Here is a 13021-nt window from a genome sequence, read left to right as displayed (position 1 = left end):
CGCCGCAAGGGCGGGGAGACGTGCTTAGACATAATTCAACTTTTGTTTTGTTTTTATAAGGGAAAGTGGTCACCAGACGGCTGGATCGTCTTATTTTTTGTCGGATGTGTCCAGTGTCCCGTAGCGGAAGCGGGGCTTAGTCTCTGAGAGCCGAATCCCTCCAACAACAAAGAAAGGTGCCGCATGATCCCTAGAACCCTGTTCAGCCCCGAACACGAATTGTTCCGCGACAGCGTGCGAACTTTCCTCGAAAAAGAGGCCGTGCCGTATCACGCGCAGTGGGAGAAGCAGGGGCACATCGATCGCGCGCTGTGGAACAAGGCGGGGGAGGCGGGGATGCTTTGTTCGCACCTGCCGGAAGAGTACGGCGGGCTGGGCGCGGATTTCCTCTACAGCACCGTGGTGATTGAAGAAGTCGGGCGTCTGGGACTGACCGGCATCGGCTTTTCGCTGCACTCGGATATCGTCGCGCCGTACATCCTGCATTACGGCAGCGAGGCGCTGAAACACAAATACCTGCCGAAACTGGTCTCGGGGGAAATGGTTACGGCGATTGCCATGACCGAGCCTGGCGCCGGTTCCGACCTGCAAGGGGTGAAAACCACGGCGGTGCTGGACGGTGACGAATATGTGATCAACGGCTCGAAAACCTTTATCACCAACGGCTTTCTGGCTGACCTGGTCATCGTGGTGGCCAAGACCGACCCGAAGGCCGGGGCCAAGGGCACCAGCCTGTTCCTGGTGGAGGCGAATACGCCGGGCTTCGAGAAAGGCAAGCGCCTGGAGAAGGTCGGCATGAAAGCGCAGGACACCTCCGAATTGTTCTTCCAGGACGTGCGCGTGCCGAAGGAAAACCTTCTCGGCCAGGCGGGGGCCGGGTTTGCCTATCTGATGCAGGAGTTACCGCAAGAGCGCCTGACCGTGGCGATTGGCGGCCTGGCCTCGGCTGAAGCGGCGTTGCAATGGACGCTGGATTACACCCGTGATCGCAAGGCGTTCGGCAAGTCGATTGCCGATTTCCAGAACACCCGCTTCAAACTGGCCGAGATGGCTACCGAGATCCAGATCGGCCGGGTTTTTGTCGACCGTTGCCTGGAGTTGCATCTGCAAGGCAAACTCGATGTGCCGACGGCGGCGATGGCCAAATATTGGGGCACCGACCTGCAATGCAAAGTGCTCGACGAATGCGTGCAACTGCATGGCGGCTACGGCTTCATGTGGGAATACCCGGTGGCCCGGGCGTGGGCGGATGCGCGGGTGCAGCGGATTTATGCCGGCACCAATGAAATCATGAAAGAGATTATTGCGCGGTCGCTCTGATGATCGTTCCCACGCTCTGCGTGGGAATGCCGCCGGGGACGCTCCGCGTTACGCTGTTGAGGTAATCCGACTGGCCCCTTCGCGAGCAGGCTCGCTCCCACAGGGGATCACGGTACCTGTGGGAGCGAGCCTGCTCGCGAAGCTTTTGGCGGTCAGTTACGGCGCGGGATTCGGATGATCCTTGTGAATCGCCTCGATCCCGGCCAGCACTTCATCGGACAGTTTCAGATCAAAACTGGCAATGTTGCTGTCCAGTTGCTCAAGCGTCGTCGCGCCAATGATGTTGCTGGTGACGAACGGTTGCTGGGTCACGAAGGCCAGTGCCATTTGCGCCGGGTCCAGACCGTGTTCACGGGCCAATGCAACGTAACGGCTGCACGCCGCTTCGGATTGCGGGTTGAAATAGCGGCTGAAGCGGCTGTAGAGGCTCAGGCGTCCTTTCGCTGGACGGGCGCCGCCTTCGTACTTGCCGGAGAGGAAGCCGAACGCCAGTGGCGAGTAGGCGAACAGGCCGCACTGTTCGCGGATGGCGATCTCGGCCAAGCCGACTTCGAAGCTGCGGTTGAGCAGGTTGTACGGGTTCTGGATCGACACTGCACGCGGCCAGCCACGGGCTTCGGCCAGAGCCAGAAAGCGCATGGTGCCTCACGGCGTCTCGTTGGACAGACCGATGTGGCGAATCTTGCCGGCCTTCACCTGTTCGTCGAGGGCTTCGAGGGTGTCTTCCAGCGGCGTCAGGTTGGCTTCGATCTTATGCTTGTAGCCCAGCTGTCCGAAAAAGTTGGTGCTGCGTTCCGGCCAGTGCAGTTGATACAGATCGATGTAATCGGTCTGCAGGCGCTTGAGACTGCCGTCCAGCGCCTCGGTGATGTGCTGGCGGTTGTGGCGCAGGTTCTTGTCGCGGATGTAATCGATGGTGTTGCCGGGGCCGGCGATCTTGCTGGCGAGGATCCAGTCGGCACGGTCACCGCGACTCTTGAAGTAATTGCCGATGTAGCGCTCGGTGGTGGCGTAGGTTTCGGCTTTGGGCGGCACCGGATACATTTCGGCGGTGTCGAGGAAATTGATCCCGGCTTCCTTGGCCCTTCCGATCTGGGCGAAGGCTTCAGCTTCAGTGTTTTGCTCGCCCCAGGTCATGGTGCCGAGGCAGATTGCACTCACGTTCAGATCGGTACGGCCTAGCTGGCGATAGTCCATCGGGTGCTCCTTGGGCAAAACAATCATAAAAGCAGGTTGAAAAATTTTTCGCAATCTGCATAATTGCCGACCTCTTTCTGCAGTGGAAGTGATGCGCCGCCGCCGAAGAATCTTGCCGTTGAACGGACGCGCCGACCCGAGCCCCCGAAAGCGTCTGTATCCGGCTGCCTTTGACTTGTCAAAGTACGCACTATTCAGTAAGATCCGCCGTCTTATTTACAGGCGGCCCCTGAGGCTATAAAGAATGAAAACTTTTACTGCTAAACCGGAAACAGTAAAGCGCGACTGGTTTGTCGTCGACGCTGCTGGTCAGACCCTGGGTCGTCTGGCCACCGAAATCGCGAGCCGTCTGCGTGGCAAGCACAAGCCTGAGTACACTCCTCACGTTGACACCGGCGACTACATCGTCGTCATCAACGCTGAGCAGATCCGTGTTACCGGCGCTAAAACCACTGACAAAATGTACTACTCCCACTCCGGTTTCCCGGGCGGCATCAAGTCGATCAACTTTGAAAAGCTGATCGCCAAAGCCCCTGAGCGCGTGATCGAGACCGCGGTTAAAGGCATGCTGCCTAAAAACCCACTGGGTCGCGACATGTACCGTAAGCTGAAAGTCTATGCGGGCGCTGCACACCCTCATACTGCTCAGCAGCCCCAAGAACTGAAGATTTAACGGAATAGTTCATTATGTCGGCGACTCAAAATTACGGCACTGGCCGTCGCAAGACCGCAACCGCACGCGTTTTCCTGCGTCCGGGTACTGGTAACATCTCCATCAACAACCGTTCGCTGGATAACTTCTTCGGCCGCGAAACTGCCCGCATGGTAGTTCGTCAGCCGCTGGAGCTGACCGAGACTGTCGAGAAGTTCGACATCTACGTCACCGTGATCGGCGGTGGTGTAAGTGGTCAGGCTGGCGCAATCCGCCACGGCATCACCCGCGCTCTGATGGACTACGACGAAACCCTGCGTAGCGCTCTGCGCAAAGCTGGCTTCGTTACCCGCGACGCCCGTGAAGTTGAACGTAAGAAAGTTGGTCTGCGTAAAGCGCGTAAGCGTCCGCAGTACTCGAAGCGTTAATTCCGCTTCCGCGTTCAAAAAAGAACGCCCGCCTCCTCACGGAAGCGGGCGTTTTTTTATGCGTGCGATTTATCAAAGAATTGCGTTGTGACAACTTGCCACAGCCGTAGACCCCCTATACTCCAAGGCTTAAGGGGTTGAGCCCCGGGGAATTAACCTTGTCAGAATTGGGGGTTTTCATTACCATTCGGGCAAAATTTTTATAAGTAACATTTGATTTATTTAGTAGACGCCTGATTTAACAGGCCAAAAAAGCTGATGGGAGAGGACTGAATGAGCAATGACGGCGTGAATGCAGGCCGGCGTCGCTTCCTGGTGGCAGCCACATCCGTGGTGGGTGCTGCAGGAGCGGTGGGGGCTGCGGTCCCGTTCGTGGGGTCATGGTTTCCCAGTGCCAAGGCGAAAGCTGCCGGTGCACCGGTGAAAGTGAATGTCAGCAAAATCGAGCCAGGCCAGCAGATGATTGCTGAATGGCGCGGCCAGCCGGTGTTCATTGTCCGCCGTACCGAGGAAATCCTGGGGAATCTCAAGAAGATCGAGGGTCAGCTCTCCGATCCGACCTCCAAAAACTCCACGCAACCCACTTATGTCGACCCGGAAGTACGCTCGATCAAGCCGGAAATTCTCCTGCTGATCGGGATCTGTACGCACTTGGGTTGCTCACCGACCTTCCGTCCCGAAGTGGCACCTGCGGATCTGGGCAAAGACTGGGTAGGCGGCTATTTCTGCCCGTGCCACGGTTCCCACTACGATCTGGCTGGCCGCGTCTACAAGTCGCAACCTGCGCCTTTGAACCTGCCAGTTCCCCCGCATTCCTATGAGACCGATGAGCTGATTGTCATTGGCGTCGATACGGAGAAAGCGTGATGAGCAAGTTCATGGATTGGGTTGATGCGCGCTTTCCCGCGACCAAAATGTGGGAAGACCATCTCAGCAAATATTACGCACCAAAAAACTTCAACTTCTTCTATTTCTTCGGCTCGCTGGCGCTGCTGGTGCTGGTCAACCAGATCGTTACCGGCGTCTGGCTGACGATGAGCTATACGCCGTCGGCAGAAGAGGCATTTGCTTCCGTCGAATACATCATGCGCGACGTCGAGTACGGTTCGATCCTGCGTCTGCTGCACTCGACCGGCGCTTCGGCGTTTTTCATCGTCGTCTATCTGCACATGTTCCGCGGCCTGCTCTACGGCTCGTACCAGAAGCCGCGCGAGCTGGTCTGGGTGTTCGGCATGCTGATCTACCTGGCACTGATGGCCGAAGCGTTCATGGGTTACCTGCTGCCTTGGGGCCAGATGTCGTACTGGGGCGCCCAGGTGATCATCTCGCTGTTCGGTGCGATTCCGCTGATCGGCGATGATCTGACCCAGTGGATTCGTGGTGACTACCTGATCTCCGGAATCACCCTGAACCGCTTCTTCGCCTTGCACGTTGTCGCGCTGCCGATCGTGATTCTCGGTCTGGTGGTGTTGCATATTCTGGCGCTGCACGAAGTGGGCTCGAACAACCCTGACGGCGTCGATATCAAGAAGCACAAAGACGAAAACGGCATCCCGCTGGACGGCATCGCCTTCCACCCGTACTACACGGTGAAGGACATTGTCGGCGTTGTGGTGTTCCTGTTCATCTTCTGCTTCATTGTGTTCTTCTTCCCGGAAATGGGCGGCTACTTCCTCGAAAAACCAAACTTCGAGCCGGCTAACCCGTTCAAGACGCCTGAGCACATTGCCCCGGTCTGGTACTTCACTCCGTTCTACGCAATCCTGCGTGCGGTGCCGGACAAGCTCATGGGCGTTATCGCCATGGGCGCGGCGATTGCGGTGCTGTTCGTGCTGCCATGGCTGGATCGCAGTCCGGTGAGATCGATGCGCTACAAGGGCTGGATGAGCAAAATCTGGCTGGTGGTGTTCTGCATTTCTTTCGTGATTCTCGGCATCCTCGGCGTTCTTGCGCCGACGCCGGGGCGCACGTTGCTGTCGCAGGTCTGCACCTTCCTGTATTTCGCCTACTTCATTCTGATGCCGTTCTACACCCGGCTCGAGAAGACCAAACCGGTTCCGGAAAGGGTGACTGGCTGATGAAAAAGTTATTTCTTGCTCTGATTTTTACTGCGCTGCCTTCCCTGGCTTTTGCTGCCGGGGGGCATGGTCCGGAACTGGAAAGTGTCGATATCGACGTCTCCGACAAAGCCGCCCTGCAGGATGGTGCACGGACCTTTGCCAACTATTGCATGGGGTGCCACAGCGCCAAGTTCCAGCGTTACGAGCGCGTTGCCGATGACCTCGGCATTCCGCACGAGTTGATGCTGGAGAAGCTGGTGTTCACCGGTGCCAAGATTGGCGACCACATGAACATCGGCATGCAGCCGGCCGACGCCAAGACCTGGTTCGGCGCAGCGCCGCCGGACCTGACTCTGGTAGCGCGGGTACGCGGCACCGACTGGCTGTACGGTTACCTGAAGTCGTTCTACGAAGACCCGGCGCGTCCATGGGGCGTGAACAACAAGGTCTTCCCGAACGTCGGCATGCCTAACGTGCTGGTCGGCCTGCAAGGTCGGCAGGTCGTCGGCTGCAAGCAGGTGCAGATCGTCGAGGACGGCAAGAAGCAATACGATCCGCTGACCGGCACGCCGCTGACTCATGAAGCGTGTGATCAGTTGACCATCGTGCCGAAGTCCGGTGCTCTGAACCAAGAGCAGTTCGATGAGAAGGTCAAGAATCTGGTAACCTTCCTGGCTTACTCGGCTAACCCGGTTAAGCTGCAACATCAGCGCATCGGTACTTATGTCTTGCTGTACCTGGCGTTCTTCTTTGTGTTCGCCTACCTGCTCAAGCGTGAATACTGGAAAGACGTGCACTGATACGCTTCAAGCATTGCTGTTAATCGCGCGCGCCCAAGGGCGCCTCCGCTAAAGCAGGGTCTGCTCAGTCAGACCCTGCGGGAGGTGCCCTCTGGGCGCGCGCGTTTTTCCGGTTCCGACAAATTCAACAAGCGAGGAGGATCGCCATGGGCGTGACCAATCGGTTGGCCTGTTACTCCGACCCCGCCGACCACTATTCCCACCGAGTGCGCATCGTGCTTGCAGAGAAGGGTGTCAGCGCCGAAATCATCTACGTGGAAGCGGGCCGCCAGCCGCCTAAACTGATTGAGGTGAACCCTTACGGCAGTCTGCCGACGCTGGTCGATCGTGACCTGGCGTTGTGGGAGTCGACCGTGGTGATGGAGTATCTGGATGAGCGTTACCCGCACCCGCCGCTGATGCCGGTTTATCCGGTGGCGCGGGCCAACAGTCGTCTGCTGATCCACAGGATTCAGCGTGACTGGTGCGGGCTGGTGGATCTGATTCTGGATCCCAAGAGCAAAGAGGCTGCACGGGTCGTGGCGCGCAAGGAACTGCGCGAAAGCCTGACCGGCGTTTCGCCGCTGTTCGCCGACAAACCGTTCTTCCTCAGTGAGGAACAAAGTCTGGTGGATTGCTGCCTATTACCCATACTCTGGCGTTTGCCGATTCTGGGTATTGAACTGCCGCGGCCGGCCAAGCCGCTGCTTGATTATATGGAGCGTCAGTTTGCGCGTGAGGCTTTCCAGGCAAGTCTGTCTGGTGTCGAACGCGATATGCGCTAAGGCTTAAGGAGCCGCTATGAACTCCAGTCGACCTTATCTGGTCCGCGCGCTCTACGAGTGGATTGTGGATAACGATTGCACCCCGCACATGCTGGTCAACTCCGAGTACCCGGCGGTGCAGGTGCCACAGGGTTTTGCCAGTGACGGCCAGATCGTCCTGAACATCTCGCCCAGTGCCGTGCGTCATCTGCACATGGATAACGACGTGGTGACGTTCGAAGGCCGCTTCGGCGGTGTTCCGCACAGTCTCTACGTGCCGATCAGCGCGATCCTGGGCATCTACGCCCGGGAGAACGGCCAGGGCATGGTGTTTGACCTCGAGTTGCCGATGGACGACGAGGAAGACATTGATCCGGATGACGACTCGCCGCCACCGGGCAGCGAGCCGCCACGTCCGAGTGGCCGGCCAAGCTTGAAGGTTGTGAAATAAAAAAAGGCGATCCGGATGGATCGCCTTTTTTGTGCCTGCATTGGTCGTGTAGGAGCTGCCGGAGGCTGCGATCTTTTGATTTTTAAAAGCAAGATCAAAAGATCGCAGCCTCGTTGCACTTGTCAGCTCCTACACAACTCCTGCGTAATCAGGTCAGTCGATGTATTCGAAAAGCTTCACGATCTTCTGCACACCGGACACACCCTGAACCAGATTGGTTGCCTGAGTGGCTTCCTGTTTGGTCAGCAGGCCCAGCAGGTAGACGATGCCATTCTCGGTCACAACCTTGATGCGCGAGCCAGGAATGCTGGCGTCGGTGAGCATCTGGGTCTTGATCTTGGTGGTCAGCCACGCGTCGTTCTGGCGCGCGAGCAGGGAGGACGGTTGCAGCACTTGCAGCTCGTTATGCACCTTCTTCACGCGCTGGACGTTGGCGGCGGCCTGTTCGGCTTTGGCCTTGAGGTCTTCGCGTGGCGTCTGGCCGGCGAGCAATACCACACCGTTGAAGCTGGTAATGACGATGTGCGAGTCGTTGTCCAGTGCCGGATCGGCCTTGGCGATGTTCACGCCTGCTTTGGTTTCGATCAGCGAGTCGTCGATCTTGCTGCCGAAGGTGCGCGTGCCACGGTCGTCTTCGATCGGCGCTTCACGGCTGGCATTTACCACCGAGGTGCAGCCGCTGATGCCGAGGCACAGGGTCAAGGCCAGAAGGCCAAGGCGATTAGGGGTCATTCTTCACTCCCGAACAGTTGGCTGTCGATCAGATCGCAGAGGCAATGGATCGCCAGCAAGTGGACTTCCTGAATACGTGCAGTGACGTTGGCCGGTACGCGAATCTCGACGTCCTCGGGCAACAGCAGCGACGCCATGCCGCCGCCATCGCGTCCGGTCAAAGCTACGACAATCATTTCGCGATCATGTGCGGCCTGGATCGCTTGAATAATGTTCGCCGAGTTGCCACTGGTCGAAATCGCCAGCAACACATCGCCCGGCTGGCCGAGCGCGCGGATCTGCTTGGAGAACACTTCGTTGTAGCTGTAATCGTTGGCGATCGAAGTGATCGTCGAAGTGTCGGTGGTCAGTGCTATTGCCGGCAGGCTCGGACGCTCACGCTCGAAGCGGTTGAGCAGTTCCGAGGAAAAATGCTGGGCGTCGCCGGCCGAGCCACCGTTGCCGCACGAGAGCATTTTGCCTTCGTTGAGCAGGGCGTTGACCATGATCTGGCTGGCTTGCTCGATGTGCGGTGCAAGTACGTCCATCGCCTGTTGCTTGGTGTCGATACTGGCCTGAAATAGCTGGCGAATTCGGGATTGCATGTCCATCTGTGTGACCTTAAGTGGCGCGGCTGTTCGGCACGTGAATGTGCAGCCGGCAAAGCAAAGAGCAAAATGTGTCGGACGAAAACGGGGCAGGGTGCAGGCGATCAACTGTCGAAAGCATTCTGCAACCAGTTCAGCTGATTCGGGTGGCTGTCGATTGCCACCACATCGAAGCGGCAGGGGGAATTGGCCCAACGCGACTCGCGCTGAAGAAAATACTGTGCTGCAAAAATCAGTTTCTGCTGCTTGCGCTCGTCGATACTGGCGAGCGCGCCACCCCATTGAGTGTTTTTTCTGTAGCGAACTTCAACGAATACTACTGTATCGCCATCAAGCATGACCAGATCAAGCTCGCCGCGTTTGCATAACCAGTTCTGCGCCAGCAGGCGCAGCCCTTGTTGTTGCAGATGTTCGAGCGCCTGGCGCTCGGCATCCTTGCCGCTTTGCGAGCGTGACCTGTCGGGCATCAGCGCGGGGTGTCCGGCAGGCGCTGCACCTGACCGCTGACGAACTGTGCCCACGGCAACTGGCGCACAACGCGCTGGGTCTGGGTCATGCCGAGGCTGCCCGACTGACCTTCGATGCGGCTGTCCGGCAGGGCCTTGAGTTGACCCAGGCGCGGTGCCAGGCGATAGGCATCGGCGCCCATGGCGTACAGGCGACCGAGGCTGCCATTGGCTTGCGGCCATTGCGCAGCTACTTGCTGGCGCAGCGGATCGCTGGTTTCCAGCAGCCATGGGGTTTCGCAGAAGCGAATGCCGTTCATGTCGTTGTACTGATTGACGTCGCCGCTGGCGCTGTAGACGTGGGAGGTCGCGTAGACCGGCACGTCACCGGCGTACTGGAAATTCAGGGTCGGCTTGATCTGCTGGGCCTGTTGCGGCGTGGCGGCCAAGAAGATGAATTCGATGTCCTGACGACGCGAAGGCTGCGCGGCGACATTGGTGCCGGCAACATTCTGCAGGCTCTTGGCGCGAGCTTCGCTCTGACGCAGCTGGAACATGTCGGCAATCTGCTGGGCCAGTTGCACCGGCTGATCGACACGCTCGGTGGCAACGATGCTGCCGCCATTGGCTTGCCAGTCCTGGCTGAAGGCGCGTAGGACGCGATCGCCCCATTCGCCCTTCGGCACCATGATCGCGGCGCGATGCAGGCCGTCGGCACGGGCGCGACGGGAAACTTCGCTAGCTTCGTCTTCAGCCGCCAGACCGAACTGGAACAACTGCGCCGGGCCTTGCTCGCCTTCGCTGTAGTTCAGCGCCAGGGTGGTGATCGGCAGTTGCGGGCGAGTGCTCAGTTGCTTGACCAGTGGTTTTTCCAGTGGGCCGACTACCAGTTGCACGCCGTCAGCCTGAGCCTTGCGATAGAACTCGTCCATCGAGGTCAGCTTCGAGCTGTCGTAGAACTCGATGGCAGGTGGGTTCTGGCCGGCCTGTTGCGCCTGATAATGCGCGGCCATGAAGCCTTCACGCAGCGCTTTGCCGACCGACGCCAACTGGCCGTCCTGTGGCAGCAGCAGGGCGATTTTGCTCAGTGGCTGGCTGGCCAGTTCCTTGAGTTTGGTCAATGGCAGCGGCAGGTTGACAGCCGCCGGGTGCTTTGGATTTTGCCCACGCCAGTTGTCGATCGCGGCTTGTTGCTGTTCCAGCGTGCCTGCGGTTTTCACCGCTTGCGCCAGTGCCATCCAACCGCCGAGATCGTCGGTGTTGTTCGGTTGCAATTGATCGGTTGGCAGCGAAGCGATCAGGGTCCAGATCGCTTCGTGGTTCTTGCTCGCCGCTTCGCCTTCCAGCATCGGTGCAATGAACACACGCTCACGGGCAGCGGCCAGCGTCTGGCCATCGGCTTCAAGGGCGCGGGCGTGAACAGTGCCAGTGCGCACTTGCTGCTCTTCCGGCATTTCCCCGAGCTTCTGGAAGCTCGGATGGCTCAGGGCGGTCAGCGCAGCTTTCGGCTGATTGCGCGTCATGGCCAGTTCGGCGGACAGCGTATTGGCGAAAATCTGCTGGCCTGGCTTGAGTTGCTCCACCGGCACTTGTTGCAGGATTTGCGCGGACTGGCCGGCATTGCCTTGGCGGTAGGCCTGGTCCGCCGCGCTCAGGCGCAGCAGGGCGGCTTGTTCCGGGGTTTTAGCCTGCGCAGCCTGTTCGAGCAGTTGCTCGATGCTGGCGTCCGGAGTCCGTGGAAGTTCGCCAAGGCTGGAGGAAGGGGAGCTGGCACACGCGGCCAACAAGGCAGCGAGGCAGAGGGCAGTGAACAGCCGCAGGCAAGCGATCATGTAAGTGTTCCTGATACTCGATCAAATTAGCGTGGAATTGTACCCAAGCACTGGCCGGGGCGCGATGTTACTGGCGTGAATCGGTCAATTTAGCTGGAGTAAATGTTGCGGCAGCGCACAACCGGGCGAAAAACCGCACTCGGCCGGAGCGCATCGCAAGCCTCATGACGCGCTACAATGGCCGCTTTTACCGATCACGAGGTGTGCGCTTTGACTGCTCCAGGTCCTTTGAATTCCGCTGCTGGCTCGCTTTATGTGGTGGCGACGCCCATCGGCAACCTGGACGACATCAGCGCCCGGGCCTTGAAAATCCTCCGTGAAGTGGCCCTGATTGCAGCGGAAGACACCCGGCATTCGGCGCGCCTGATGCAGCACTTCGGCATCGGCACGCCCTTGGCCGCATGTCACGAACACAACGAACGGGATGAGGGTAGCCGCTTTATTACGCGGTTGTTGGCGGGCGACAACGTCGCGCTGATCTCCGATGCCGGCACGCCGCTGATTTCCGATCCGGGTTATCACCTGGTGCGTCAGGCCCGTGCGGCCGGGATCAACGTGGTGCCGGTGCCGGGTGCCTGTGCGTTGATCGCAGCGCTGTCGGCGGCGGGCTTGCCGTCCGACCGTTTTATTTTCGAAGGCTTTCTGCCGGCCAAGTCGGTCGGACGCAAGGCGCGTCTGGAAGCGGTTAAAGAAGAGCCGCGCACATTGATTTTCTATGAAGCGCCGCATCGCATTCTCGAATGCCTGCAGGATATGGAAGCAGTGTTTGGCGGCGAGCGTCAGGCTCTGCTGGCGCGGGAAATCACCAAAACCTTCGAAACCCTTAAAGGCCTGCCGCTCAGCGAGCTGCGCGCGTTCGTCGAGTCCGACAGCAATCAGCAGCGCGGTGAGTGCGTAGTGCTGGTGGCCGGCTGGACCGCGCCGGAGTCGGAGGACGCGGTCAGCAGCGAAGCCATGCGCATCCTCGATCTGCTTCTGGAGGAAATGCCACTCAAGCGCGCCGCCGCACTGGCAGCGCAAATCACTGGCGAGCGCAAAAACGTGTTGTATCAGGTGGCGCTGGATAAACAGAAAGACGTGTAAGCCGTCGCCCATGGCATTCTTGAGGGTTTTAGCGCTTGTTCTTCCGGCGCTCTGCCGTTAACCTTCGCGGCGGAGAGTCGATCGGACAGTCGCTGCCCTCTATGAAAATTAGGGGGGAGGAAAGTCCGGGCTCCATAGGGCGAAGTGCCAGGTAATGCCTGGGAGGCGTGAGCCTACGGAAAGTGCCACAGAAAATAACCGCCTAAGCGCGCAAGCGCCGGTAAGGGTGAAAAGGTGCGGTAAGAGCGCACCGCACGTCTGGCAACAGTTCGTGGCTAGGTAAACCCCACTTGGAGCAAGACCAAATAGGGTCCCAAGGCGTGGCCCGCGCTGGGACCGGGTAGGTTGCTAAAGATGTCCAGTGATGGCCATCGTAGACGAATGACTGTTCAAGACAGAACCCGGCTTACAGATCGACTCTCCACCTTTTTCTTTCCCTGCTTGAAACAAAGAAGACGCGGCTGTGTAATATCAGCCGGCCTGGTCTGAAATTCCGGCAGCGGCAAACGCGGTAATAGCCTTTTCCCACCCTGCTTCAATCAACAGCCGAAGCGCCTTTGTAATACCGAAAAAATCTTACTCTTAACAAACTACTTTAACTTTCGAGCGCAGCTTTCAGTGCTGCATCAAGTTATTGACCAAAACTTCACGTCAGATTCTCGTTGAGCCTCCTTTTACGTCGCTAAATCT

The 13021-nt window shown here is 58.6% G+C and carries 13 protein-coding genes, 1 other RNA gene and 1 pseudogene; 10 read left to right on the top strand and 5 right to left on the bottom strand.

The annotated features are described in order from the left end of the window. Nucleotides 1-183: 183 nt before the first annotated feature. Nucleotides 184-1320: an acyl-CoA dehydrogenase family protein gene (locus FEE99_RS27270; protein ID WP_041479969.1), complete on the top strand. Its 1137-nt coding sequence runs from the start codon at nt 184-186 to the stop codon at nt 1318-1320. Between the two features lie 156 nt (nt 1321-1476). Here the strand turns inward: FEE99_RS27270 and FEE99_RS27265 are convergent. Continuing rightward, a pseudogene (locus FEE99_RS27265) lies at nt 1477-2517 on the bottom strand (NADP(H)-dependent aldo-keto reductase). Between the two features lie 244 nt (nt 2518-2761). Between FEE99_RS27265 and rplM the strand changes: the two are divergent. From rplM to FEE99_RS27230, 7 genes are all read left to right on the top strand, one after another. Continuing rightward, the gene (gene rplM, locus FEE99_RS27260) at nt 2762-3190 is read left to right on the top strand and encodes a 50S ribosomal protein L13 (RefSeq protein WP_003228062.1); all 429 of its coding nucleotides are present in this window, start codon (nt 2762-2764) and stop codon (nt 3188-3190) included. A 14-nt stretch (nt 3191-3204) separates the two neighbouring features. Further along, nucleotides 3205-3597 carry a 30S ribosomal protein S9 gene (gene rpsI, locus FEE99_RS27255; RefSeq protein WP_003228056.1) on the top strand — a complete coding sequence of 131 codons (393 nt, stop codon included), beginning with the start codon at nt 3205-3207 and terminating at the stop codon, nt 3595-3597. Nucleotides 3598-3870: 273 nt separating this feature from the next. Then, complete coding sequence (petA, locus tag FEE99_RS27250; protein WP_041479967.1) at nt 3871-4464, top strand: ubiquinol-cytochrome c reductase iron-sulfur subunit; 594 nt, start codon at nt 3871-3873, stop codon at nt 4462-4464. Next, entirely contained in the window at nt 4464-5675 is a 1212-nt protein-coding gene (locus FEE99_RS27245; RefSeq protein ID WP_016773261.1) for a cytochrome b, read from the top strand. Before petA ends, FEE99_RS27245 begins: the two co-directional genes overlap by 1 nt. Next, on the top strand, nt 5675-6457 hold the full coding sequence (locus FEE99_RS27240; protein ID WP_041479966.1) for a cytochrome c1: 783 nt from the start codon (nt 5675-5677) through the stop codon (nt 6455-6457). The genes FEE99_RS27245 and FEE99_RS27240 overlap by 1 nt, the downstream gene beginning before the upstream one ends. A gap of 146 nt (nt 6458-6603) precedes the next feature. Further along, nucleotides 6604-7221 carry a glutathione S-transferase N-terminal domain-containing protein gene (locus FEE99_RS27235; protein ID WP_007961620.1) on the top strand — a complete coding sequence of 206 codons (618 nt, stop codon included), beginning with the start codon at nt 6604-6606 and terminating at the stop codon, nt 7219-7221. A 16-nt stretch (nt 7222-7237) separates the two neighbouring features. Further along, nucleotides 7238-7651, top strand: coding sequence for a ClpXP protease specificity-enhancing factor (locus FEE99_RS27230; RefSeq protein ID WP_016773263.1), 414 nt, complete (start codon nt 7238-7240; stop codon nt 7649-7651). Between the two features lie 153 nt (nt 7652-7804). Here FEE99_RS27230 and FEE99_RS27225 read toward each other — a convergent pair whose 3' ends face one another. The 4 genes from FEE99_RS27225 to FEE99_RS27210 form a co-directional block, all read right to left on the bottom strand. Next, a complete protein-coding gene (locus tag FEE99_RS27225) occupies nt 7805-8383 on the bottom strand; it encodes a BON domain-containing protein (protein ID WP_024014250.1) in 579 nt (192 codons plus the stop codon). Then, nucleotides 8380-8973 carry a phosphoheptose isomerase gene (locus FEE99_RS27220; protein WP_008082788.1) on the bottom strand — a complete coding sequence of 198 codons (594 nt, stop codon included), beginning with the start codon at nt 8971-8973 and terminating at the stop codon, nt 8380-8382. Before FEE99_RS27220 ends, FEE99_RS27225 begins: the two co-directional genes overlap by 4 nt. A gap of 101 nt (nt 8974-9074) precedes the next feature. Further along, on the bottom strand, nt 9075-9437 hold the full coding sequence (locus FEE99_RS27215; protein WP_016773265.1) for a YraN family protein: 363 nt from the start codon (nt 9435-9437) through the stop codon (nt 9075-9077). Beyond that, the gene (locus tag FEE99_RS27210; RefSeq protein ID WP_041479965.1) at nt 9437-11248 is read right to left on the bottom strand and encodes a penicillin-binding protein activator; all 1812 of its coding nucleotides are present in this window, start codon (nt 11246-11248) and stop codon (nt 9437-9439) included. The genes FEE99_RS27215 and FEE99_RS27210 overlap by 1 nt, the downstream gene beginning before the upstream one ends. Nucleotides 11249-11425: 177 nt before the next feature. On the opposite strand from FEE99_RS27210, the gene rsmI reads away from it, so the two are divergent. Both rsmI and rnpB read left to right on the top strand, forming a co-directional pair. Further along, entirely contained in the window at nt 11426-12331 is a 906-nt protein-coding gene (gene rsmI, locus FEE99_RS27205; protein WP_167351307.1) for a 16S rRNA (cytidine(1402)-2'-O)-methyltransferase, read from the top strand. A gap of 73 nt (nt 12332-12404) precedes the next feature. Then, an RNA gene (gene rnpB, locus FEE99_RS27200) (RNase P RNA component class A) lies at nt 12405-12756 on the top strand. Nucleotides 12757-13021: the final 265 nt, after the last annotated feature.

The organism is Pseudomonas sp. ef1 (assembly GCF_007293365.2).
Taxonomy (GTDB): Bacteria; Pseudomonadota; Gammaproteobacteria; order Pseudomonadales; family Pseudomonadaceae; genus Aquipseudomonas; species Aquipseudomonas siliginis.
The sequence above is the reverse complement of the archived record's forward strand: the minus strand, read 5'-3'. Positions and strand labels throughout refer to the sequence as shown.